Annotated in this window: 16 protein-coding genes, 1 tRNA gene and 2 pseudogenes; 5 read left to right on the top strand and 14 right to left on the bottom strand. The window is 53.5% G+C overall.

What is annotated here, in order from left to right; all coding sequences use genetic code 11:
* The 3 genes and pseudogenes from GF111_RS21515 to GF111_RS21520 all read right to left on the bottom strand — a co-directional run bounded on the left by GF111_RS21515 (nt 1) and on the right by GF111_RS21520 (nt 2,887).
* The gene (locus GF111_RS21515) at nt 1-1,671 is read right to left on the bottom strand and encodes an AAA family ATPase (protein WP_080346910.1); all 1,671 of its coding nucleotides are present in this window, start codon (nt 1,669-1,671) and stop codon (nt 1-3) included.
* A 9-nt stretch (nt 1,672-1,680) separates the two neighbouring features.
* Nucleotides 1,681-1,779, bottom strand: a pseudogene (locus GF111_RS26770) (hypothetical protein); the annotation flags it as partial.
* A 214-nt stretch (nt 1,780-1,993) separates the two neighbouring features.
* Entirely contained in the window at nt 1,994-2,887 is an 894-nt protein-coding gene (locus tag GF111_RS21520; RefSeq protein WP_147191164.1) for a LysR family transcriptional regulator, read from the bottom strand.
* Between the two features lie 107 nt (nt 2,888-2,994).
* Here GF111_RS21520 and GF111_RS21525 point away from each other — a divergent pair, with 107 nt between their 5' ends.
* A complete protein-coding gene (locus tag GF111_RS21525) occupies nt 2,995-4,302 on the top strand; it encodes a serine hydrolase (RefSeq protein WP_147191166.1) in 1,308 nt (435 codons plus the stop codon).
* A gap of 207 nt (nt 4,303-4,509) precedes the next feature.
* Entirely contained in the window at nt 4,510-4,731 is a 222-nt protein-coding gene (locus GF111_RS21530; RefSeq protein ID WP_047730881.1) for a DUF6434 domain-containing protein, read from the top strand.
* Nucleotides 4,732-5,029: 298 nt separating this feature from the next.
* On the opposite strand, the gene GF111_RS21535 is transcribed toward GF111_RS21530, so the two are convergent.
* From GF111_RS21535 to GF111_RS21555, 4 genes and pseudogenes are all read right to left on the bottom strand, one after another.
* A complete protein-coding gene (locus GF111_RS21535; protein ID WP_038877897.1) occupies nt 5,030-5,788 on the bottom strand; it encodes an ankyrin repeat domain-containing protein in 759 nt (252 codons plus the stop codon).
* 32 nt (nt 5,789-5,820) lie between these two features.
* Nucleotides 5,821-6,594 carry an ankyrin repeat domain-containing protein gene (locus tag GF111_RS21540; protein ID WP_147191168.1) on the bottom strand — a complete coding sequence of 258 codons (774 nt, stop codon included), beginning with the start codon at nt 6,592-6,594 and terminating at the stop codon, nt 5,821-5,823.
* Entirely contained in the window at nt 6,591-8,093 is a 1,503-nt protein-coding gene (locus tag GF111_RS21545; protein WP_147191170.1) for a phospholipase, read from the bottom strand. The genes GF111_RS21540 and GF111_RS21545 overlap by 4 nt, the downstream gene beginning before the upstream one ends.
* Before the next feature lie 362 nt (nt 8,094-8,455).
* Nucleotides 8,456-8,665: pseudogene (locus GF111_RS21555) on the bottom strand (fatty acyl-AMP ligase); the annotation flags it as partial.
* Nucleotides 8,666-8,796: 131 nt separating this feature from the next.
* On the opposite strand from GF111_RS21555, the gene GF111_RS21560 reads away from it, so the two are divergent.
* Both GF111_RS21560 and GF111_RS21565 read left to right on the top strand, forming a co-directional pair.
* Nucleotides 8,797-9,048, top strand: a complete 252-nt coding sequence (locus tag GF111_RS21560; RefSeq protein ID WP_255606821.1) for a diacylglycerol kinase — start codon at nt 8,797-8,799, stop codon at nt 9,046-9,048.
* Between the two features lie 102 nt (nt 9,049-9,150).
* On the top strand, nt 9,151-10,050 hold the full coding sequence (locus tag GF111_RS21565) for a LysR family transcriptional regulator (RefSeq protein WP_047730266.1): 900 nt from the start codon (nt 9,151-9,153) through the stop codon (nt 10,048-10,050).
* On the opposite strand, the gene GF111_RS21570 is transcribed toward GF111_RS21565, so the two are convergent.
* The 7 genes from GF111_RS21570 to GF111_RS21600 form a co-directional block, all read right to left on the bottom strand.
* Complete coding sequence (locus tag GF111_RS21570; RefSeq protein ID WP_080491385.1) at nt 10,025-10,831, bottom strand: substrate-binding domain-containing protein; 807 nt, start codon at nt 10,829-10,831, stop codon at nt 10,025-10,027. The two genes, GF111_RS21565 and GF111_RS21570, sit on opposite strands and share 26 nt — an antisense overlap.
* Nucleotides 10,832-10,857: 26 nt before the next feature.
* Complete coding sequence (locus GF111_RS21575; RefSeq protein ID WP_038877911.1) at nt 10,858-12,153, bottom strand: MFS transporter; 1,296 nt, start codon at nt 12,151-12,153, stop codon at nt 10,858-10,860.
* Nucleotides 12,154-12,410: 257 nt separating this feature from the next.
* Complete coding sequence (locus GF111_RS21580; protein ID WP_047730268.1) at nt 12,411-13,844, bottom strand: C25 family cysteine peptidase; 1,434 nt, start codon at nt 13,842-13,844, stop codon at nt 12,411-12,413.
* Nucleotides 13,841-15,163, bottom strand: a complete 1,323-nt coding sequence (locus GF111_RS21585; RefSeq protein ID WP_047730269.1) for a hypothetical protein — start codon at nt 15,161-15,163, stop codon at nt 13,841-13,843. The genes GF111_RS21580 and GF111_RS21585 overlap by 4 nt, the downstream gene beginning before the upstream one ends.
* A gap of 16 nt (nt 15,164-15,179) precedes the next feature.
* Nucleotides 15,180-18,893, bottom strand: coding sequence for an NACHT and WD repeat domain-containing protein (locus GF111_RS21590; protein ID WP_047730270.1), 3,714 nt, complete (start codon nt 18,891-18,893; stop codon nt 15,180-15,182).
* A complete protein-coding gene (locus GF111_RS21595) occupies nt 18,890-20,953 on the bottom strand; it encodes a CHAT domain-containing protein (protein ID WP_102779235.1) in 2,064 nt (687 codons plus the stop codon). The genes GF111_RS21590 and GF111_RS21595 overlap by 4 nt, the downstream gene beginning before the upstream one ends.
* 358 nt (nt 20,954-21,311) lie before the next feature.
* Nucleotides 21,312-21,387, bottom strand: a tRNA-Asn gene (locus GF111_RS21600).
* Nucleotides 21,388-21,957: 570 nt separating this feature from the next.
* Between GF111_RS21600 and GF111_RS21605 the strand changes: the two genes are divergently transcribed.
* Entirely contained in the window at nt 21,958-23,076 is a 1,119-nt protein-coding gene (locus tag GF111_RS21605) for a branched-chain amino acid ABC transporter substrate-binding protein (protein WP_048234441.1), read from the top strand.
* Nucleotides 23,077-23,086 lie beyond the last annotated feature (10 nt).

Consider the following 23,086-nt stretch of genomic DNA (forward strand, 5'->3'; position numbering starts at 1 on the left):
TCAAGGATTAGAAAAGGCTATTAAGCTTTGGCAAAAGTATTTTATATCATCGCAGATTCTATCTATGCTCATGTTGTCCAGAACATCGTCTCTTGTAATTGAGAATTCATGTTTAAGACTATTTGTCCCATCAATGAAAATTTCTTTACCCCGTGCATCTCTAAGGGCAGGAGCTATATCAGAAGAAACTATAGACGCCGGCATGAACAATGCATGTCTAAGACCAAAGAAACTGTACACATTTTGCTCATCTTTATTTGCGGCGAGGGATATTGCTGTCACATCGAGGAAATAATTTTCGATGTGTCTGCGCCTCCACTTCATTGCTTGGAAACTAGGGTCGTTATAAGTAGTACCTTTATCTTTTAAAGTGACATCAACGGAACCATCGCTGTCATCATCTCGGTCTCGTATGCTAATGGTTTTCAAATCTGGAATCTCGGCTTTGAGTTGTTTGTGAAGTTGATATCTTTCTGAGGATTTACCAGTCCAAAACCAAGTTACAAGATTTTTAGGCCATTCTAGATTTAACTTTGTGAAAATTTTCTTTAAAAATCTTTCATCGCTTACACCTTCGACGATCAATAATCGTTTTTGCTCTGTTAATTTATGCACTTTCGGACTGAACATTGTGCCTATACCGCTTAATAACCCAATTTTGTCATCATCAGAACCAAGGTATTTACCTTTTGCACTTGAAAGAGAAAGGATTTTATAAGGTTCATAGGCCCTAATAAGTTCTGTTGAATGCGTTGCCAATAGTACTTGCTTACCATTTCTTATGGTTATTTCTTCTAAGCGTTCTGTAAGGTTTTTCTGCAGTTGTGTATGTAGGTGAGCATCCGGCTCATCAAGTAAGATTACATTGAATTCTTCCGATAAAGCTAGGGTATAAACACTCAACCATTGAAGAAAGCCACTTCCTTCAACCATTATATCTCTAGCATTAAAGTTCTTATGTTTAGTGAATTGATATCCATTAGCAATGCCAGAAACACATTCTATTTTTAAATAACTATGATATTGTTCATTGAATGGTTTAACTTCAATTTTAAGTGAGAAAAGATCAAATAATGTTTTTTGTAAAATTTCCCACGCATCGTGGGTTCGCAATTCGTTTAGGTTTTTTGTTGAAATCCTGTCACCTGTTCCCTTGAGTTTTTGGCGTTTGATCTGATTTGACAGATGGATATCATATAGAGAGTTTCTTATTACCCCGCCGGACAAACCTTGCCCTATTAATCTATTTCTCATTGCTGGACTCATTCTGACTTCGCGGTCTGTAATTCCAGCGAAAGGAGGTAGGTATGCAATTTGAGGTATGTTTTCATTATTTGGCGAACCATCAACATTCTCAATTTCATTTATTGTTAGGTTACTGGCTGTATTTTTAATGAAAAGTCTGTCGTTGGCTAATGATAATCCCATTTCTAAGTGTTTTTCATTTCCCGCTTTGTCATCCCAGTATAATTTTATTTTAAGAGTGTATCCATCTAATTCTGTTTGCTTTTGAGGTTTTAAATTCGTCCATAAATGGTTTAGGGATGGGATAAACATTGGAGTGAAATCAACCATGCCTAATCCCAAACCTTGATTTGTCGCTCCCCTTGTCCAGCTTAACCCTCCCTTTTCAATTTCCAATAAGGTTTTGCAAAACTGCCATGTTGCCATTGCTTGAAGTAAAGATGACTTTCCAGAGTTATTTCCTCCTCCTACTACAAGACTCAGTTCATTATTTAATTTTATTGATGAGTCTTTATATTTTTTGAATTTTTTGAGTTCAACCTTTTTATATGCATTATGAAATCCCTATTGTTTTCCTTAATTTTATAATTTCTCTATCACAACTTAAGTATTTTACTACTCATTCTATTTTTTTCAAAAGAGGATTGTTTGGGTCTTGATACAACTGATCGTCATTTTTGGATACGCCAGGACGATGAGTTCAACGATCGACTCTCGATAACAACACCGCAAATCTAACAGCGACTTTTCACTCCCCAACCTCCCGCCACAACCCCGGCAACAACCCCAACGTCTCATCAATCAGCGCCCGCCGGTCATTGCCCGGCTTCCAGATGGTCACCATGGTTTGGCTGATCCCCTGGCTGCCCACTTCGGTGTGCAGCGTGTTGACGTTTTTCCACCGTTCGGCATGCATATGCGTCGGCAGGAATCCCCAGCCGCAGCCCTGTTCGAGCAGGGCGCGCAGCATCTCCAGCTCGTTGGTAAATATGGTATGCCCGGAAATTTGCAGGCGGCGCGCCACGGGCTCGTCAGAATACGGGTGCATGATCACCTGCGGCGTGAGCGAGAGCTCCAGCAGCGAAAGCGACTGTTCCGCGCCGGGGAAAAGCGCTTTAGACGCGTAAAAATCCATCTCTATCGCTCCTAAGGCGCGCCACTCCATGGCGTCGCCCACGCTGCGGTGGCGCGCCTGGCAGATGCCCAGATCGGCCTGGCCGTTTGCCAGCAGGCTTTCCGCTTCGTCGCGCGAGGCGTTAATCAGGCTCAGGCGCGTGTTGCGCTGGGCCATGGCGGCTATCAGCGCCTGCAGCAATGCGCGCGGCGTAAAGGGATCGTAGACCAGCGAGATTTCCTGCGCCGCGCTCTTCGGTACGTCTTTGGCAAACGCCTCAAACGCTTTCACCTGCCGCATCAGCAGGTGTGCCTGGCGCTGCAGCTGTTCCCCTTCCGGCGTCAGGTGCAGGCTGCGTCCCTCGCGCAGGAACAGCGCATAGCCCAAACCATCCTCGAGAAAATCAATCAAATCGCGCAACGTCGTGCGGTCTTTGCCCAGTTTGAGCGCGGCTTTTGCCAGGCTGCCGTGCTCGGCCACGGCGGTGAAGGCTTCCAGTTGGGCAAAGGAATAAATCAGGCTCGGCACGCGGTTCTCCCGTCGATTTTGCGGGGGATTTTCCCCCATCAGGCGTTTTTTATTATAGGCCGCGTTTTTTTAAGCTGAACGCCTTCCTGAGCTAAGCGAGAAAAAATATGAAAAGCAAAGTGTTTAACCGCAGCCTGCTGGCGGGCGTTGTCATCAGTCTCTGCAGCGGCCTGTTGGCGCCCGCCGCGCTGGCCGCCTGTGCGGGCACCGAACTCAGCGCCTGTCCCGCGCCTTTCGATGCGCAATTGCCGGACACGCACAAGATGCTCACCTGGAGCCAGAGCGACCGGGTGATCGGTTTTCGTAACGACTACCGCAACTATGCGGGGGATGTGTTCCATCACGGCGACGCCGCGCCGCTGCCGGCTGCCGCTAAACAGCTAACGGACGCCAGCTATCGGGTGAATGGCAAAACCTACCACCTGCAGGACTATCTGCAGCGCCAGAACGTCAGCGGCATGCTGGTATTGAAAGACGGCAAAATCGCCTGGAAATATCTGGGGGAGGGCAATACCGACGCCACGCTGTGGACGTCGCGCTCGGTGGGCAAATCCGTGGTCGCCACGCTGGTGGGCGTGGCGATTAAACAGGGCAAGATCCGCTCGCTCGACGATCTCATCACGCAATACGAACCCGATCTGAAAGGCAGCGCGTGGGACGGCGTGACCCTCAGGCAGCTGATCACCCACACCTCCGGCGTGGCGTGGAATGAGGATTACACCAACCAGAAATCGGACTTCGCGCAGCTGACAGAGTGTGAGGCCAAACCCGGCACCTATGCCTGCGTGCGCAAGCTGGTGGCCGGTTTGCAGCGTGCGCATCCGGCCGGGCAGAACTGGTCTTACTCCTCCGGCGGCGCGTGGCTGCTGGGCGACGTGCTGGAACGCGCCACCGGCATGCCGCTGGCGGCCTATCTTGAGCAAAGCATCTGGCAGCCGTACGGCATGGCGAGCGACGGCGTGTGGCATGCTTACGCCAAAAGCCAGCACGACGTGGGTGCGCACGGCTTTAACGCCACGCTGGAAGACTGGGGGCGTTTCGGTGAGTTCATTCTGCATAACGGGACGTTGCCGAACGGCAAACAGATCCTGCCGGAAGATTGGGTAGCCCAGTCGGCCAACTGGACGCGGGCGGCGGGCTCGGTATCGGCGGCGCATCCTGACGGCATTTACGGATTCCAATGGTGGAACAACGAAGTGCCGGTGAATGCGACCAACGTTGAGCCTGCTCCGCAGACCTCCCTCAAACATTCCCTGTGGGCGCTGGGGATCTTCGGCCAGATGATCATGGTCAATCAGGCGGAGAATCTGGTGATCGTCCAGTGGTCTACCTGGCCGCAGGCGGAGCCTTCTTTCAGCGCGCAACCGCTGGAGGCATCGCTGATGTTTAGCGCGATAGCGAAGGAATTGCGTTAATTCCACGTAGCGAGCAGGGGCGGTTGTCATTCAGCCCCTGTTCGAAGACGCATGGTATGCGCTCGTGCATATAACAGCGCGGAAATGGCGATCTGGGCTATGCTTTTCCCCACATCCACTTTGCGCCGAAACGGGCGTGACAAAAGTGCGACTTGTCAGGCCAGGTTGAAGCTCTTTATCGAACGGCTCTTCATAGGAGTGGGTAAATTGAAAATCGATTGGCATAGCGCATTGCTAACACGCGCCACGATCGTGGATAAAAGCTACAAAAATACGCAAAACGTTCGGCGTTTCATGGTTGAGGCGTGCGGAGAAGATTTTCGTTTCGATCGTGAATTTATGGCATGGATACGCAATGACATGCCAAAGACGTTAGGTGATGTCGCCGATGAGTGGCGGCGCAGGCACTCCCTCAACCCTGGCCGATAGGGTTCAACCTGCGGGGCGCTTGGTACTTTTCTTTTCTCGCAAACCTTGCCAAGATCGCCTTTACACCAGCGCCAGGATCAGTAGCGGCGGGGTGAGCAGCCATTCAACACCTGCTCAAAGATGTGGAATACATAGTTAGGTACTTTGTCGATCGCGGGAAAGTGCTCTGTGTTGTGAGCGGGTGCCAATGAAAACGTTACTTGGTGAAACATGCATCTGGGCTGAGAAAATTTAGCCAGACGCCATCTGACAGCCTCAGTATAAATAACCGGAAGCTGTCAGATCAGCGTTGATGAAATTACTGCGCTTCCTTTGCCCCTTTCAAAAGCATGAGCTCGAGTATTTTCTTACACTGTTCATTGTATTCTGAGCCATCTTGGCTGTCTTTTATTTGCCGATTCACTGCTGTTAACAGCGAAAGATTGTTTATATTTACTGGGTTAGGATTCGCACCCCGATTGAGCAGTAGGGTCATGTGTTCAAAGGCTGAGCTAAAAAAAGCATCCATTAATAAGGTTTGTTGCAAGGAGTCTCTGATATTTATATCCGCTCCGTAATCCAGCATCACCTTTAACGTTTCAGTGTTTTTGGCTTTGATTGTTTGGAATACAATGGGTTCATTGAATACCTTATCTTTTGCGTTTGGCGGTAAACCGCCGTCGAGCATGGCTTTGACCCAAATCCCCTTGTCGGCTTTCATGACGAATTCCGCTGGGCTGCTCCCGCCCTCCGGTCTGGGTTGCAGCGGATCTGCACCGTCTTTAACCAGGTCGGTTATTATTTTCAGCCTTTCCGGCGTATTTTTATCGTAGATTGCGTTTAGCACCGACCAAAACAGCAGGGGCATGTCCGCCTTAACCGGTCGATTCATTTCTTCCTTGCTTATTGAAGGAAGCTTTTCTTTTAGTTTCACTTCATCGCCATCATAAATCAGCTGTGCGATATCCAGTTGCCGGCCTTCAAAAAAATCCTGTGGCTCATATTCCATGTTTTTGTTGCATCCTTGCATCATGAGAACAGTAAATAGTAACGCCATTGCCATTATCAACTTTCTCATATTCTCTCCCTGATAGTGGCGATAGAATAGAGTCAATTCTCTACAGGTAGTGGAGGCCAGTCACCACCCTTTTTAATTAACAACTCTTTTATCTTATTAATTTTCTCTTTGTCTTCGGCATCTCCTACGTCTCTATCTATAAAGCGTTGGAGCTGATTACCCATAGTCCAACCAAACTTCCCTTTGATTTTACTATCCGCGCCTCTCTCCAACAGAAGTATAGTATGATCAAACGAACGAGAATCCAGTGAGCTTATTAACAAGGTGTTTCCCAATGAATCCCTTGTGTTTATATCCGCACCATAATCCAACATCACCTTTAAAGTCTCAGTGTTTTTCGCGTCTAACGCTTCGAATATAATTGGCTCGTTATGAACTTTATCTCTAGAATTCGGTGGTAACCCACCATCCAACATTGCTTTTATCCAGACGCCTTTATCGCCCTGCAGGACAAACTCAGCTGGACTGCTTCCCCCTTCCTGTCTGGGTTGCAATGGGTCTGCACCCGCTTTAACCAAGTCAGTAATAATGCTCAGTCTTTTAGGCGTATTTTTATCATAGATTGCGTTTAGCACCGACCAAAACAGCAGGGTCATGTCTGCTTTCACTGGTCGATTCAGTTCTTCCTTGCTTATTGAAGGAAGCTTCTCATTCAGTTTCACTTCGTCGCCATCATAAATCAGCTTTGCGACTTCCAGTTGACGGCCTTCAAAAAAATCCTGTGGTTCATATTCCATGTTTTTTTTGCATCCTTGCATCATGAGAACAGTAAAGAGTAACGCGACTGCCATTATCAACTTGCTCATATTCTCCCCCTAATAGTGGCGACATCCTCGTCTTTCTGGTCTTCAATCAACGTTATTGTCTGGTCTATACCGTGTTTATCGAGCAGGGTTCCTGTCCCACCGGCAAGCGTGTGCGGTATGCCAGCGGCATCAGGCAGCGCCAGTGATGACCACTCTTTCAAGGTGAAAGGCAATGCTACGCCCCAGGGTTTTTGCAAAGAATCGGGCAGGGCATTTTTTATAAGCTCATAATCACTTTCGTTATTAACCTCCTGTAACGTGGTTAATAGCTCACCTTCCACTCGATAGGCCTGTATGTTCTTGGCTGAACCAATCATCTCAGATCCATATCTTCCTACAGTTCCATGATGGAGTCCGGCTGCATTAAACGTCCATGCGGGTTTTCCACTGGTCATTGATGCTGCGGAGGCCATTCCACCACCTAATGAATGACCAGAGATATCAATACTGGGGGTTTTTGATATGCCGTCACCAATCTCAACAGCCTTTTTATAATACTCAGAACTTTTACCAATCCCTTGAGCACCGTTATTTATCCAGTCATTTACATTTTTAATGCCCGATAAATCACCTTTAAGTGCTTTTTTTGCGGCACTGCCGATTCCCTGCGGGAATTCTGGCGCTCTTGACCCTCTGAACACGACCGTTGGGTTCATCTCTTTACCAAAAATACCTCTATCAGGTTGATATACTCGGGCCAGAAAATCTGGAGATAAATTGTTATCATAAAGCATTGAGCTTTTAAGACCCAGTTTGTTTAGCGCCAACTCATCGTTACTGATATCTTTCCAACCCTCAGGAACGCCGGGAGTCTCCTTTAGCGGATTCGTGGTCTTGTAGATATTCTCCGCCAGTTTTGCCTTCTCGACGGCGACATTGTTTGCCGCCAGGCGTTCCGAGGCGATTCGGGCGTCCGGGTAGATACTCCGTTGCCCGCGGCCAATGAGGTATTTTCGCTCTTGCCAGCGTTGCGCTTTGGTCAAGGGGCCAGACACGACCGACTGTGAGGCTCTTCCACCTTGCGCCGGGATATCCGGGCCAAGGGCCGGTTTGGCCCGCGTGACTTGTGCGGGGAAGACGGATGGGCGCGCCCGGCGGCCACCATAAGACTTCACGGCCTCTTCGTACCGCCTCACTATCTTGTCCACCGGGTAGTTGGGCTCTTGTCGCCCCTGCGGTATCAGGTTGCCGTCGATGTCGGCGTAAAATGGCCCCATCGTCGCCAACACACCGGGCCGGGTTTCGACCGCCACGACAACGCCGCTCATCAGGTCGCTCTGCACTCTTGCGCGCAGGTTAGAGCTTATTCCGTTTTGCGTAACGCCAACTTCACGGCGGATCCGCTCACCACCGCGAAAACCAGAAAAAAGCGACAGAATGTCTTTATCCGGCATGTATGAAAGGCCGTGACAGGCGCGGGAAGGGCTGACTATACGGGGGAATTCATCAGGTGAAATAATATCATCGGCGATATACAGCAGTTTCAAACGGGAAAACATAGTGTGTCTCTTCCTTTGCTTGCTGCGTCTCGGCCTGTTCAGGCGGGCGCTCGCACTCCTTGCACTCGATGGGCCCTGAGGGGGCATGTTATCGAACGGCAGTCAGCGGTAGCTAACGGCGCATAGGACACCAGATAAGGGATGATAACGGCTCAAGCCAATTTGTAAAGCCGGCCAAAGATTAACCGGAAAGTTCTTGTTTTCCAAAGGCTGCTGCGGGTTTTTAACCCCGCCGATCAAACCGATAAACCAGCGCCAACGCCAGGATCAAAAGCGGCGGGGCGAGGGCGGTGAAGGGCGCGTTGAGGGCGAACAGCAACCCCAGGTTGAGGACGATCTGGTAAGCGATGTAGGTCAGCAGCCTTCTTGAGCTTCAGGGACAATAAACGCCGCGCGTCCGAGATCGCTTTTTGCTGCAGCGTGCGATATTCGAGAACGGTCACGAGTTGATTGCGCCGATCGTAAAAATTCATTCCCGTATTGCCCAGCGCCGCGTAATCCAACGCGTCCACTAAAGTGGGGAAGTCCGCATAGCGCATGGGAAGAGAATGAACGGAACTTGTTTCAGACATAGACAAACTAGCCATAGATTAAAAATCACCAAAAGAGATAAAAGACTCTTGGCGAGGTAATTGATATTTTACTATGAATAGGTTTTGAATAAGTTTGTTATTCAACCATCTTCATTCCACGAACATTAGTTATTAACGTCATTTTACTTGTTGTTACATTTGGTTTGGATATTACAAAAATGGAGCAGCTGTTATTAATCGCCTGCAGTTTCTTGCTATTGGTGGTGGAGCTGCTGAATACGGCGATTGAAACCGTGGTCGATCGCATTTCGCTGGAATTACATCCGTTATCCAAACGCGCCAAAGATTTGGGCGGCGCAGCGCAGCTGGTGGCGGTGATAATGACCATCATTATTTGGGGGACGGTGCTGTTGGGAGGATAACGGCGAGGCGCGCTTCGGCATTAAACCGGTTGCTGCGGCTAAATAAGCGGCTATTATCGTTGCTTTGCGCCTTTGGCGCCATGGTAAGGATAGGTTGCCGCTATGCCCGTGAATTTTGATCTCAACGATCTTTATGCCTTCCGCGCGCTGGTGGAGTACGGCAATTTTCGGCTGGCTGCGGAGTCTATCTGCCTGTCGCAGTCGGCGCTGAGCCGCAGGATTGAGAAGCTGGAAAACGCGCTGGGCAGCAAACTGTTCGATCGCACCACCCGGCGCGTGACCTTGACGCTGTACGGGCAGGCTTTTGCCGAGCGTTCGGATCAGCTGCTGATGAATGTCGAAGCGGTGTTGGCCGATATCGATAAGGTCAGCCAGGAGCGTACCGGGCTGGTCACCGTCGCCACGGTGCCGTCGGCGGCATACTATTTCATGCCCGACGTGATACGCCGCTTCCGGCTTCGCTATCCGCGCGTGCGCGTTAAGCTGATCGACGGCAGCGCAGGCAATGTCATTGAGGCGGTCACCGGTGGCCAGGCCGATTTCGGCATCTGCTTTGCCGGGCGGCTGCAACCTCATCTTGAATTTGTGCCGTTGGTGGGGGACGTTTACGTGGCCGCTTGCCGACGCGACCATCCGCTCGCCGCTAAAAAGAGCCTCACCTGGCGGGAATTTTATCAGCAGGACTACGTGTCGCTGGATAAAACCTCCGGCAATCGCAATCTGCTCGATCAGCGCCTGGAACACCTCATGCCGGAGCGCCCCAGCGTGTGCGAAACTCGCCATGTGACGACCATGCTGGGCATGGTTGAGGCGGGCATCGGCATTGCCGCCGTGCCCGCCATGTCGATGCCCGCTTCAGAACATTCGGTGTTGACGTCGGTGCCGCTGGTCGATCCGGTGGTGAAACGCACCGTAGGCCTCATCAGACGCGGCGGCCGCATGCAGTCTTTCGTTGCCGCCGAGCTGGAAAAGCTGATTACTGAACAGTATCACTCTGCCTGACCGGCTGCTGCGCCGGCACGGTTCGCATGCCGGTTGCGCGAATGGTCAGCTGTGCCTGAGAGGAGGCGAGGAAGTCCAGCAGCGCTTTGCCTTCGCGGCGGTGCTCCGCCTTGGCGGTTAGCGCGCCGGCGAAGCGGGTGATGTACTGCACGTTTTCCGGCAGCTCGCCGATAAAGGTCACGCCCGCCACGGGCAGCAATTCGCTGACCTGCTGGAAGCCCAGCGCATATTTACCTTGTGCCACTTCAGAAGCCACCGGAATGCGCTCAACCACGTGCGCTTTTCCTTTCACCTGTTCCTCGATGCCCAGCTTTTTGAACAGTTGGCCGCTGACGTAGCGGCCGCTGGCGCTGTCGGAATAGGCGAAAGAGTCAGCCTGCAGCAAGACATTGCGCAGGTCGGCATCCGTTTTTATCACCGGCTTGGGCGCGCCCTGTTTGACCACCATGCCGATCGGCGAATCGGCCAGCTCCACGCGCGAACCCGGCTGGGTCCAGCGCTCTTTTTCCAGTTGGGTGAGCGCGTCGCCCACCATGATCAGCACATCGGCTTGCTCTCCGCGCGCCAGCCGCGCGGGGATCGCCTGTGGCGTTTTGCCCATCGAAGGGCCGGACACCAGAATGATTTTGTCGCCGCTTTGGGCTTCATACTCCGGGGCCAGCTTCTCCAGCGCGGCTTTGAAGCCGCCGGAGATCATGACGGTCACGTCTTTGGCCAGCGCCGCCGTACTGCAGGAGGCGCACACCAGCGCGGCGAGGATCGAACGAGTGAGTTTTTGCATGGCATTATTCCTTTTGCGATGGAGGCTTAGCGCGCGGTTTGCAGCGGCATGGCGATGCGGCGATACAGATACAGCGTCGCCAGCAGGGCGCACAGCGCGGCGAAGCTCATCCAGTAGCCCGGTGAAGCCTTGTCGCCGGTGTATTCGATCAACGCGGTGGAGACCACCGGCGTAAAGCCGCCGAACACCGCCGTCGCCAGGCTGTAGGCCAGCGAGAATCCGGCCACCCGTACTTCAGTTGGCATGATCTCCGTCAAGGCCGGGATCATCGCGCCGTTGTACAGGCCGTAAATGAAGGACAGCCACAGCAGCACGGCCAGCATCATGCTGAAGCTGGGGGCGGCGGCGAGCAGGCTCAGCGCCGGGTAGGCGGTGGCCAACGTCAGCAACGTCATGGCGACCAGCACCGGTTTGCGGCCGAAACGGTCCGACAGCGCGCCGCCGATGGGCAGCCAGATGAAGTTGGAGATCGCCACCAGAAGGGTGACCAGCAAGCTGTCGGAAGCGCTGAGTAGCAGCACCTTTTTGCCGAAGGTCGGCGCATAGACGGTGATCAGGTAAAACGCGGTGGTGGTCATGGCGACCATCAGCATACCGGCGATCACCACCGGCCAGTTTTTCAGCAGGGTTTTAAACACGTCGCGCATCGCCAGGTGGTGACGGCGGGCGGTAAATTCCTGCGTCTCTTCCAGCTTGCGGCGCAGGATGAAGATGAAGGGAACGATCAGGCAGCCGAACAGGAACGGAATGCGCCAGCCCCACTCGCGAATGGCGCTTTCTTCCAGCGCCGCATTGAGCGCGAAGCCCATGGCCGCCGCCACCATGATAGCCACCTGCTGGCTGCCGGACTGCCAGCTGGTGTAGAAGCCTTTACGGCCTGGCGTGGCGATCTCGGCCAGATAAACGGACACGCCGCCCAGCTCCGCGCCCGCCGAGAAGCCTTGCAACAGGCGCCCGCACAGCACCAGCAGCGGCGCCCAAAGCCCGATGCTTTGGTAAGAGGGGATCAGCACGATCAGGAAGGTGCCCGCAGCCATGATCGACAGGGTCACGATCAGCCCTTTGCGGCGGCCGACTTTATCGATGTAAGCGCCCAGCACGATGGCGCCGATCGGGCGCATCAGAAAACCTGCGCCGAATACCGCGAAGGTCATCATCAGCGAGGCGAACTCGCTGCTGGCCGGGAAAAAGGTGTGTGCAATGTAGGTGGCGTAAAAGCCGAACAGGAAAAAATCGAACTGCTCTAAAAAGTTGCCGGAAGTGACGCGCAGGATCGCGCCGGTTCTGGCCCGGGTGGTCATGGGTGAGGTAGAGGAATGCATCTTTATCTCCAGTTTGTTATGGGCGCCTGACGCCGCGCCTGTTGCTGAAGACTCGCTCAGGAAAATAAACTAAATAAGCGCAATAAACGCATGGCGCGATGCGTTTGACGCATCAATCGGCGTTAACAATGTTGCCTAACCCGGTGTAACGTGGCGTTAACAAATTTATTGCTCACCGCCCGCGGCGTAGAACGCCGAAAACGGCATGCGCATTTTGTGACAGGGTTCATAAAGGGGCCGGCGGGGTATGGCGATACTTACCCGCTCACATGATCCTGCTCTGGCTTCAACCTAACCGCGGGATCGCCCAATACGACGTAATTACGAATATCATCGCGCGCGATTTGCAATGCCAGCAATTCAGCGGCGGGGACGGCCTGTCCATTCAGTTTGTTATTCAGTTTTTCCAACAGCCTGGTGCTTAGCACCCCCCACTGCCCGTTGAAAGCGTCGGTGGCCATACCGACGCGTTGGCCGGAAAGCAAGCGATGGATGACGTCTCGAAATCGTTGGGGCTGCGCCAGACCGATTTCAGAAAGGAAGCTGGATGCCCACACCCGATCAATATGCCCCAGAGAAGCCAGAACGCCTCCCTGGGGAAGCGTCATGAGTTTTTGCGGCAGGCGGGCCGTCATCGCATGCGGCGCAATGCGAACGCGATCCGCGTCAGAGTGAAAGTTATCGAACGCCGGTGTACCGGCGCCATAGCAGGCAAAAAACAAATGGATCATGCCATGAACGTTGGCATGCTCTGGAATATCTTGCGCGGCAAACCAGTGTTCATGGGTGATATCGCCATAAGCAGGCCAATCCTGACACACCAACGCTCCTTGATGTTCCGCCAGTCGAGGGTCGCCGGCCTGAAAGGCCATGCCGTGCGTGCCCGTGATCAGCAGCGAAGGCGGGTTATGTGGGGCGCTGAGCAGGTGGCTCAGGCAGGCTTTGGTTGCTTGCTCGCTTAATGAACTGTTTAACGCAAAGCGATACTTTTCACCCAACGGCCCGAGTGAACCTGTGCCAGTGCCAAAGGGGGTGGCGACATGCTTGATGAACAACTGGGTGGCGCGATCGAAATCATGGCGGGTCGCGAACAGTTCAATACGCCGAGCTGTTTTGCGAGTGGCATCTGTTTCATGGGCCACGACGCTGTCTGCATAGGCGGTAAATTCTTCAAGCGTGGGGAAATCCAATCGCCCAACCCCGGCGACGAGATCCAGCGCATATTGAAATTCAAACGGAATGGCCTCTGGCGAACCGATCAGGACAAGATAATAAGGCATGCCGAGATCGGGGTTAATCATGTCTAATGAGGAACCATGACGATTAAGCCAGCCGCTGGCGCTTTCACCCTGTCGGTAACCGTCCGGACCGGCGAAGATGCGGAGTGTGCCGCCGGCCTGCCGCCGTCGCAATTCAATCAGGGGGGCCAGCGCGGCCAAATGAGGTGCAGAGTCCCTATTCGCGGCGAAGATGAGCCCCCAGCCACTTTCGGACAGTTGGTCGGCATCGAAACCGAATTGCAACCCCAAATGCGCTCTGTCGGGAAATGCCGCGCCGACGGTTTGTCCGAGCAGTGATTCAGCTGCAGACTGATGCTGCTCGTGCTGGCCCATGCCCCCGGTTTCCAATGGCAACCCCGTATCAGCGTGAATGCCGAAAGCCAGTAGCGGCATCCGTTCTTCGTCAATCATGATGCGTCCGCCGTTTTGAGCGCCGCTTGCCAGAGCAGATGAGCCACTTCGGGGCCGGCAATATCGCTGTGCGAGCCGGAGATGCCGTCGCCATGGCAAATAAAATTGCTGCTGTTCACGTTATAAATGTGAGCTGGAACGAAGGCATAGGCGCCGGCACCTGACAATAGGGTAATATTGTGAACGGTGGGTATGCCACAAATGCCCAACGCGCCAATTGCGGCATAGAGCGGGGGAAACATATAGGCGACCTGGCCTGCCACCCCTGCAGCCCAGGGATAAAGTTTGCCGACGGCCATGTCGCTGTCCGAGCGCGTAGCCACGAAAGGACCGCTGATTTTCTTATCCACCAGAATGTTATTGAAGAATCCGGCCGTTTCATGTGATGTAGGGAGTGATGAGGTAAAGGACCAGATAGACATGGCGCCTTGGACCAATACGCAAGAGTTTATCGGGAATGGCAACGGCGCAGCGCCTGAGGGGCCCGCAATGGCCGCGCTGGCGACAATGCAACCGAAACTGTGTCCCATCAGGTGGATGCGTACGGCGGGTGAGGCTTGCTGCATAGCGCGCAGCAGAGGATGCAGCCCTCTTTCACCGACGTCTTTGGCTCTTTTCTTCATCGTCCAAAAGGTTAATTGCCGCAGAGGCGCCAGTAACGGGTTGTCGCCGACATCATTACCGAAGGCCACATTATTGACGGCTTCAGCCACGGTTTGATCGGGATCGAAAGGCAGACGATCGGCGGAGCCTTCACCCGGTGCGCCGTTGGCACCCAAATCCAGTGCGGCATTGAGCTCTAAATAGGCCGCACGCAAGGTGTCGGATAACGTCATTGACGCGGAGTCTGTGCGTACTTCATCAAAGATTTTATACAATGCCGCCCGAACATCCGGTGTGCCGCCGAGCTCCTCGATATGGAAGTCGATCCTTTCTCTCAATGTCTGAGTGTTTGCAGGGGAGAAACTGGTGTCTGAGGCCTCTTTTTCATCCCCCCATGCCAGACTGGGCCAATGAAAGCCAATGTGCATTTCTTGAAACGAGGGGATTTGTTGCTGCATATGCCGGCGATCTTCATCCAGCGAGGCAAAAACGCCGATCCAACTGTCAAATTGAGCGAAGGCTTTGGCCTTATCCTGATGCCAGCCGTGGCAGCGAATGAACACGTCGGTAATGCCGTTCTCCACCAGGGATGACAGCATCAACTCGCTCAGTTTGCCGTTAGGTGCATCGGGATCGTTATCTTGTTCCGCGCCGTTTTTATCGGTGACAATCATGAAATAGCGTGTATCCGTTGTCGGGATCGTGCGGTATGGCATACAACCTCCTAAAAAGTCATTTCGGTGGATTGTCGGGGCAGGGTGCGTTAATGGACGCGTAGTGGAAGTAATTGTTGATTTCTTCACGATCGAAGTTCTGGCGATTGGCCAATTTGCAGGCCTGTTTTACCCAACTTTCCATGCGCAGATCCCAAATGGCTGTCCCGGCGCTTGATGAAGAAACCAGCCATTCTCCATCCTGAGAAAGGGCGAGGGCTGTGATTGGCGTCGTGTGGAAATCTTGAACGATGCGCATGGCTGAACCTGCGAAGAGCAAGGACAACTGCCCCTTGTTGTCCGCCATGGCGACGATGTCGTTACCACTGGCAGCCAAGAGATGGGGGATAAAAAACGAATCGTTTTTCTTCTGTGTGAACGACCAGCGCTTTCCATCAAATTTTGCCAAATACATCTTGCCTGAAAAGTCGCTCAGCAGCAGGGTGCTGCCTGAAGCGTCGAACGCCAGGGTTTCGATCGGTCCGAGAGTATCGGAAAGCGCGTTTTGAGCCAGAATGGTACGACTGGGGACGAGTTCAGGTGTATCACGCGACTTCGGGTTGAATACCCATGAGACGATTTCGTTCTTCTCACTTACGGTGATGATCTCTTCACTGTCGGGTCTGAACCAAGGCAAGGGAAAATAGATGCCGCTCGGGGTTTTAATTTCTTGGCACGTGAATCCAGAGGCGGCTGATGCGGTGAGGCGATACAGTTTATTGGCGAGCTCTCGCCCGTTCTTGCCGACGAGGGTGACCGCCAGCAGGGTGCCGGCATCATTGACGCGAATGGCGGCGATGCGGCGGCCTGGCGGTTGCAGCAGGCACGCCAGCGGCTCGCCTTGGGAAGGTGAAATCAGCACATTACGAAACACCGTAACGCCTTGTTGTTGTGCGGCAAAGAGCGTCGCGGTGGAGGTTGACCAGGCGAGAGCGACGACGTCCGATACTGGCAACTGCCGAAGGCGCGTTGGTTGGCCGGTATTGGTGTCCAACCGATATTGCGTCAGCCCCGTAGCCTGCACGGTGAATATTTGACGATTTTCTGTACCGTCGACAAACAGTGCAGGCTCGCGGGAGCTAAGCAAAAATTGCCCGAACGGATGCCTGTCAACGCGCAAATTGACTCTGAGTATGTCGCCGGCTTCACTGGTGACATAGGCGTTCTGCTCATCAGGCTCGGTCGCGACGCTCACCAACTGCCGCGGAAATTGCAAAAGGGTGCGGTTGGCGGGAGCGGCGGCATTATTGTTCGAAAATGGCCACAATTTGAGGCTTCCATCCCAGCTTAACGACAAGAGGTCTCCATTTTGCAGATATTTGAGTTGTGCGACGGTTTGCTGATGCGCGTTGATAATCGTTGGCGAGTAAGAGAACGACGATTTTGGCAAGGGGCCGTCGGCTCGCGGCGAAACATCCTTTTCGACGTTATTCTTGGTCGGAGAAAGGCGTGAAGTGTCCCAGATATAAATGTAGCCATTCCTGCTGCCGGCGGCGATGAGTCGCCCATCGGGGCTGATATCAATGCTGTAAAAGGTTTTGCTGTACTCGGCATCTCGTGCGATGGTCGCCAACTGGACGGACTGTTGTGATTTATCTTGGTTAAACGTCTGCCATTTGACTGTCATGCTGGTGGCGATGGTGACCTTATCGGGTGCGTTCTTGGGGGTTGTGGCGGCGATCGCCATTACGGCGTTGGTTTTCTTCTTGGTGGGTTGTGACAATAATTCAAACTTGGCCTCGGATATTTTCCAGGTGGCCAGCGTACCGTCTTGATATCCGGCAAAAAGCCAGTTGTCGGTGGCGGTGAGGGTGCGTACCTTGCTGCTTACAGGTTTACCCTTGTCACTCACGGGCTGATTCAGCGGAGCTCCCACGGTTTTTTTTGTTGTTAGATCCCAGATGCGGATCGTTCCGTTGATATCACCGATCGCCAAGAGGTGGGGCGTAACGAATGCTAATGCCGCAATGCCTTTGGGATGCGCTTGCTGTATCTCTCTGAGGGGGATTAATTCGCTATTTTCTCCACAGCTCTTTATCGAGTAACGGCCACTGCCGATCTTGGCGCTAACGCATTCGTTATTGCGGATTCGCACTACGGTGGTTTGGCCATCGCCGAGCGTTGCAATGTGTTCAAGTTGCCTATAGCGGCCGAGATAGTCGCCGAGCAACGTTTGAAACTTGAACGTTGGCAGATTGCCTGCGTTGGCTGGTAACCGTAACTGCGCGCCGGCCGCGGTGGCTAGGGCTTCCAAACTTGGAATGGGGTGATCGTTGAGAATGGAAAGAATACCGGTTTGAATGGCGAGATAATTCAACGCGAGCTTGGTTTTCTGTTGTTCATCGGCGCTTTTGTCAACAAAGAAACCAATAATTATCGCCAAAACGGCGATGACTAAACCCGAAGCGCAAAAAAGCTGCCGTTTCCTGCGGCGATACGACGCATACGCCGCGAGGAATCGCGCCTCGACTTTTGAATCAGGAGCATCGCCTTCCGCCAGCCTCATTTTTCGTTGGGTACGGTATGGCAGGGCGCGAAAGTAATCTGGTTTTTCGCCGTCCATATGCCATATCCGCGCCTGTTTTTGCCATTCTTTCAGATTATTGTTGCGCCACTCTTCTATGCTGCGGCGTACGGGGCTGGCTAAACGATCGTGCGCCAATTCATACCACATGTCGTCTTCACGGCTTTGACGACGGATGAGATGGTGCTCCTCGAGCTTTTGAATTTCCTGAAGTGATGGCCCGTCCGTGCTTTGCGGGCTGAAGATCACGGCGGAGCGGCGCCCACTTAACGTCAGCAGATACCGGTCTATCCAATCTCCCAACGTTCTGAATCTATGGGGACCTTGCGCCGCCAGATTGAGCGTCTTGGTGCAATAATCCAGTAAGGCATTGTCCGGGTTATATCCCGTCACGTCGGCGACGCGAACCTCACAGACCTGCCGCTCGGTTTGGCTTAAGGTGTTCCACAGATCCGTGCAGACAACCTGCAGCTGTACCGGTTCCACGGTTTTACTCGGGCGTGCGCCTTCCGGCGCTTTAATCAATTCGCTGACCAGCACCTGCGCCGCATCTGTTCCGTCTTGCACTGGAAAAGCGACGCCCATGGCTTCTGCCGGCCCCTTGATGGCGGCGACGGCTTGCTCGACCGACAACAGGTTTAAACGGTAGGTGTTGTTAAGGCGGGTGGGAATATCATCTCGGAAATCATCAAGCCAGGAGAAGTATTCTTCTCGCATGCTGATGAGAAGCCAGATGGTTCTTTCGTCGTTTGACAGCAGTTCTTTCAACTGCTGGAAAAAGACTTTTTGCCGCTCAGGAGTGACATTGCAGGTTAGCACCTCCTCAAATTGATCGAGCACTAAAAGAAGACGCTTCGGCGGATCAGATTTAGGCAGAGTGATACGGTTGAAGTAGGTAAGAAGCGTATCATTGGGGCGAATCGAGCCAAAACGACCTTGTTCCAGGCGCTGCAAGAGGGAGGCGACCGGATCGGTATCATCGGCCTGCGCGATGCGCTGCACGGGTAAAACATGGAACCGTGTTGTCAGCGTGGATAAAAGGCCGTTCTTGGCCATCAAAAGCGAGGTTTTACCCGCTCCGGAAGGGGAGTACAGCACGATTATCCGGTCCGAGATTAAGCGCCATTGCAGTTGCTTAATGTCCGCGTCGCGGCCGAAGAGCGTTTGTTCGGCGCTAAAAGGGCTGGGGCCTACGTAAGGAGCCTTCATGAGTCCTCCTGCGTACGGGCATTTAATTCCGCCATAAAGGTGGCAACGTCCCCCCAGTACAGACGCCATTTGGCCTTCCTTTGCAGATATTTTTCGATATAGCGGCGTGCGCTGCCGGGATCAAGAATACTGTTTGGATCAATCTGCACGGAAAAATGTTCGTAGTCTTTCTGTAGGTCATTGCCTTCCAACAGTAAAAGGCTGCGAAACAGTACCCGAAACTCCCAGGATTCAGCCTGCAGGCCGACAAACAGCAGCGCGCTGCTGTTCAGCCTGGCGCGCACGTAAGGGGGAATGGCGTCTTTGGCGGAAGAGACTTTGGTCAGGTAGTCAAAAAAATGATCTTCGGTTAACACCAGCGATTCTGGTTTGGATAAATCCCCGAAGAGCTTGAGCACAATCGGATGGGTCTCGGTGCCTTCGTCCGCCGGGCCGGCAGGGGCTCGGTTGACATAATTGGCATCGCAAATTTCAGCGGGCTCATTCCACTTCATGAGGCGTACAGTCGGAGTCGCGCCTTGTTCTTTGAGGGCATCGACCAGTAGATCGCTGGGATCGGTGGTGATGTAAAGTGGGAGTTTATAGCCGGCCAATATTCGCAACGGGTCGAGAGGGTTACGGGCGCGGATTTTTTGCCCCACTACTGAAACCAACTCCCCCAGTGAAGTGTATATCTTTGCTTTTTTTAACCCCTTTAGCCGGTCGGGCACATCGTCAGGATATTTCTCAAGTATTCGTCCATAGACATACCTGTAAAGTTCTTTCCTGAGATAGGCACCTTGCCGCGTCACGGCAAGGTATTGTGCAATCTGCGGCAGCCCCTCTATGTCGTGTCCGCCTAACGGGTAGTGGTAGATTTCCCCCCATTCACGCGCCAGTTCACGCCGCGAGCCGAACAGCGCTTCGTTCATGCTCGGACCGAGGATAGGAGTGCTGTCTTGGCTGGTAATATTGTCGACGATTAGAGCCCAGGGATCATCTTCACCGTCGGCGATACTGAATCCGGGGGGATACCAAATACGCGCATTATTCAACCGGGTAAAAACGACGGGGATCCACCAGTCCGGCGAGTCCATGATTTTTGCCCGCGCACTGGCGGTAGCGCGATCGACTTCGCCATGCTCCGCCAGCTGTCTGAAAAACTCCGGGATAAATTGCGTTGCCGCAGACATCGAAAGCTTGCCCTGCATCGCCAATACCGCCGGCACGCCCTCTTTGGCTAACATGGGGCCCAGGGCGACCAGCGCGTCGCGTGCGGGATTGCCGGCACCGGCGCTTTGGCAGGAGCATAGGACGACCAAGCTGGGAATTCTTTCCAGCGCGCCCAAACGCGCGGCGAAATCTTCGCCGGTGACGCTGGCGGCATTCCCGGCCTCATCTTCCAACCACAACACGGCGCCTTGCTGCCCGACAATGCCGTGGCACATGAGATAGATAATGTCGGCTCCCTCTTTTATGCCTTCGATAATCGCCTGGAGCGTCGCGCTTCCGCGCCGCGTGAGCGTGGTCAACGGAACATGACGCAGCGCATTTTCAGCGAGCTCCTGCTCTTGAGGAACGTTGATGGGCGTGAAGGTTTCCGATAGGCCCTGAGGATTAGCGATGGCTAATAGTGCCTTAATGCCTTGTTTAGGGCGCAACATCGGGAGGCGGTAAGTTCGGGCCGCCAGATAGCGCGAAAAAACGCACTGATTGCTGCGCAATAGATGTGTGGCTGTATCGGTGGGATCAACCAGCGTTTCCCAAGGGAGGCTGTGCAATATGGATGCATTTGAATCGATAAGTAGGCGTATTTTTAGCGTGCTTTGCTGATGATCGGAAAATGCCCGTGCGGATGTAAATGCATCACGCAGCGCAGGCGGCATAAACAGTGATTCCGATAATAACTGGCCCATTCTTTGCGGGTTGCCGGAATAAAATGTCGGATCGTGGATGTTTAATGCCAGCGGGATGAAAGGAGTAATATTTTCACTTTCGTCAAAGCGCTGTCGAAAGCTGGCTTGAAATTCATCGAGTGAATTCCGTTGAAACACGATCTCAAGTTCCGCATAGCCTTTCATGATCGCCCTCCGACAGTGGGTTGTCGACAGCATTGATGACCGAAGCGAGAGGGGGGGAGGCGAAGAGTAGCCCAGCGTATTTCAGCACGTAGTTATTTAGATAACTGATTTTTCTATTTAATATTTAGCTGAGATCCTGGGTGTTCAGAGCGTCGCCGACCAGTTCGTGACGGTATAATATACATCTAGCTTGAATAAGGATTTCTGTCCAATATGGCGCGGTGTTGATGAAGAGCGCTTCGCTAATGAAATAAAGTAAGGACGGAAATTAATAGATAAATAACGATGGGATGAGTGACATCGTACTATGCAAAGCAAAAAGCCCGCTCGGGTTTCCCTGAGCGGGCTTCTCTAAATATGGCTCCTCTGACTGGACTCGAACCAGTGACATACGGATTAACAGTCCGCCGTTCTACCGACTGAACTACAGAGGAATCGTGTGAACGGGGCGAATAATAGCGGGGCGCCTGGGGTTTGTCAAAGCGCTAAACTGCAAAAAAAGCGCGTTTGCTGAGGGAATGAGCACCTTGCGCTGTTTTTCGGCATCTTTCGCCGGCAGGCGCTGATTTTTCCCGCCTGTCTCGTTGTCGCATCGCTTGCACAAGCCCTTGCACGGCGATGGTGCAGGGCCACTCACCCTCTCACGCTAGCCGTACGGCCTTGCCCCCTGTTATCCCTGCCACACGCCGCGCCGCAACTGATATGTAGGATGAATAAGCAAACAATATGTATTCGTCGTCACAATGGCTGGATTTTTGCTTACCCATTTTTGGGGAATGCGACTGCGCTCTCAAGAAAATTATTTTCCCCGTCTACACATAAAGTGAAAGTTCCGCGCCCCCGGGCGTTCCGCTATACCCGTCATACTTGACGCTGCCTCGGTGTTGGCTGCGAGCATTTACCCCGGTCACTGACCTTGAGTCAGCTCTCGGGGCTCATGCTCTTGCCGCCTGGATGCAACGCCAATTATCTAGGGTATTAAAACAGTGCTGAGGAAGATAACAATGTCATCGAAATTGATAAAAAGTCCGCTCGCTGCTTTGCTCATCGGTTGTTTAGGTACGGCGTTTTCCGCGCAGGCCGATATCGTCATCGGCGTCGCCGGGCCGTTCTCCGGGCCGAACGCCACCTATGGCGATCAGTATTGGCGCGGGGCTTCGCAGGCGGCGGCGGACATCAACGCCGCCGGCGGCATCAAAGGGGAAAAAATCAAGCTGGTGCAGGGGGATGACGCCTGCGAACCGAAACAGGCGGTCGCGGTCGCCAACCGGCTGGTGGATCAGGACAAGGTCTCGGCGGTGGTCGGCCACTTCTGTTCCTCATCCACCATGCCCGCTTCCGAGGTGTATGACGAGGCCGGCATCATCGCCATCACCCCCGGCTCCACCAACCCGCAAATCACCGAGCGCGGCATGAAGACCATGTTCCGCATGTGCGGGCGCGACGATCAGCAGGGCGCGATCGCCACCAACTACATGCTGGATACTCTGAAGGCCAAACGCATCGCGGTGATCCACGATAAAGACACCTACGGCCAGGGGCTGGCGGACGCGGCGAAGGCGGCGATGAACAAGCGCGGGGTTAAAGAGGTGCTGTATGAGGGGCTGTCGCGCGGCGAGAAAGACTTCAACGCGCTGGTGACCAAGATCGCCTCGGTCAAGCCGGACGTGGTCTACTTCGGCGGCTGCCATCCCGAAGCCGGGCCGCTGGTGCGCCAGATGCGCGAGCAGGGCGTGACCGCCAAGTTCTTCTCCGGCGACTGCGTGGTGACCGAAGAGCTGGTGACCGCCGCCGGCGGGCCGCAGTACACCAACGGCGTGCTGATGACCTTCGGCAACGATCCGCGCCTGATCCCGGAAGGCAAGGCGGTGATCGCCAAGTTCCGCGCCAGCGGCTTTGAGCCGGAAGGGTACACCCTCTACTCCTACGCCTCTATCCAGGCGATCGCCGCCGCCTTCAACGCCACCGGCGGCAAAGACAGCGCCAAGGCCGCCGAATGGCTGAAGTCGCACGACGTCGATACCGTGATGGGCAAAAAAGCCTGGGACCAGAAGGGCGACCTGAAGGTCTCGGACTACGTGGTCTACCAATGGGATGACAAGGGTAAATATCACCAGCTGTAAACGGCCGAAC

This window comes from Serratia sp. HRI (genome assembly GCF_010119335.3).
Classification (GTDB): Bacteria; Pseudomonadota; Gammaproteobacteria; order Enterobacterales; family Enterobacteriaceae; genus Serratia; species Serratia nevei.

Bases quoted from the DNA above. Each gene is read 5' to 3' on its own strand.
- GF111_RS21515 (WP_080346910.1), bottom strand. From the start codon at position 1,671: ATGGCAACATGGCAGTTTTGCAAAACCTTATTGGAAATTGAAAAGGGA.
- GF111_RS21525 (WP_147191166.1), top strand. From the start codon at position 2,995: ATGAAAAGCAAAGTGTTTAACCGCAGCCTGCTGGCGGGCGTTGTCATC.
- GF111_RS21535 (WP_038877897.1), bottom strand. From the start codon at position 5,788: ATGAGAAAGTTGATAATGGCAATGGCGTTACTATTTACTGTTCTCATG.
- GF111_RS21540 (WP_147191168.1), bottom strand. From the start codon at position 6,594: ATGAGCAAGTTGATAATGGCAGTCGCGTTACTCTTTACTGTTCTCATG.
- GF111_RS21545 (WP_147191170.1), bottom strand. From the start codon at position 8,093: ATGTTTTCCCGTTTGAAACTGCTGTATATCGCCGATGATATTATTTCA.
- GF111_RS21565 (WP_047730266.1), top strand. From the start codon at position 9,151: ATGCCCGTGAATTTTGATCTCAACGATCTTTATGCCTTCCGCGCGCTG.
- GF111_RS21570 (WP_080491385.1), bottom strand. From the start codon at position 10,831: ATGCAAAAACTCACTCGTTCGATCCTCGCCGCGCTGGTGTGCGCCTCC.
- GF111_RS21575 (WP_038877911.1), bottom strand. From the start codon at position 12,153: ATGCATTCCTCTACCTCACCCATGACCACCCGGGCCAGAACCGGCGCG.
- GF111_RS21580 (WP_047730268.1), bottom strand. From the start codon at position 13,844: ATGATTGACGAAGAACGGATGCCGCTACTGGCTTTCGGCATTCACGCT.
- GF111_RS21585 (WP_047730269.1), bottom strand. From the start codon at position 15,163: ATGCCATACCGCACGATCCCGACAACGGATACACGCTATTTCATGATT.
- GF111_RS21590 (WP_047730270.1), bottom strand. From the start codon at position 18,893: ATGAAGGCTCCTTACGTAGGCCCCAGCCCTTTTAGCGCCGAACAAACG.
- GF111_RS21595 (WP_102779235.1), bottom strand. From the start codon at position 20,953: ATGAAAGGCTATGCGGAACTTGAGATCGTGTTTCAACGGAATTCACTC.
- GF111_RS21605 (WP_048234441.1), top strand. From the start codon at position 21,958: ATGTCATCGAAATTGATAAAAAGTCCGCTCGCTGCTTTGCTCATCGGT.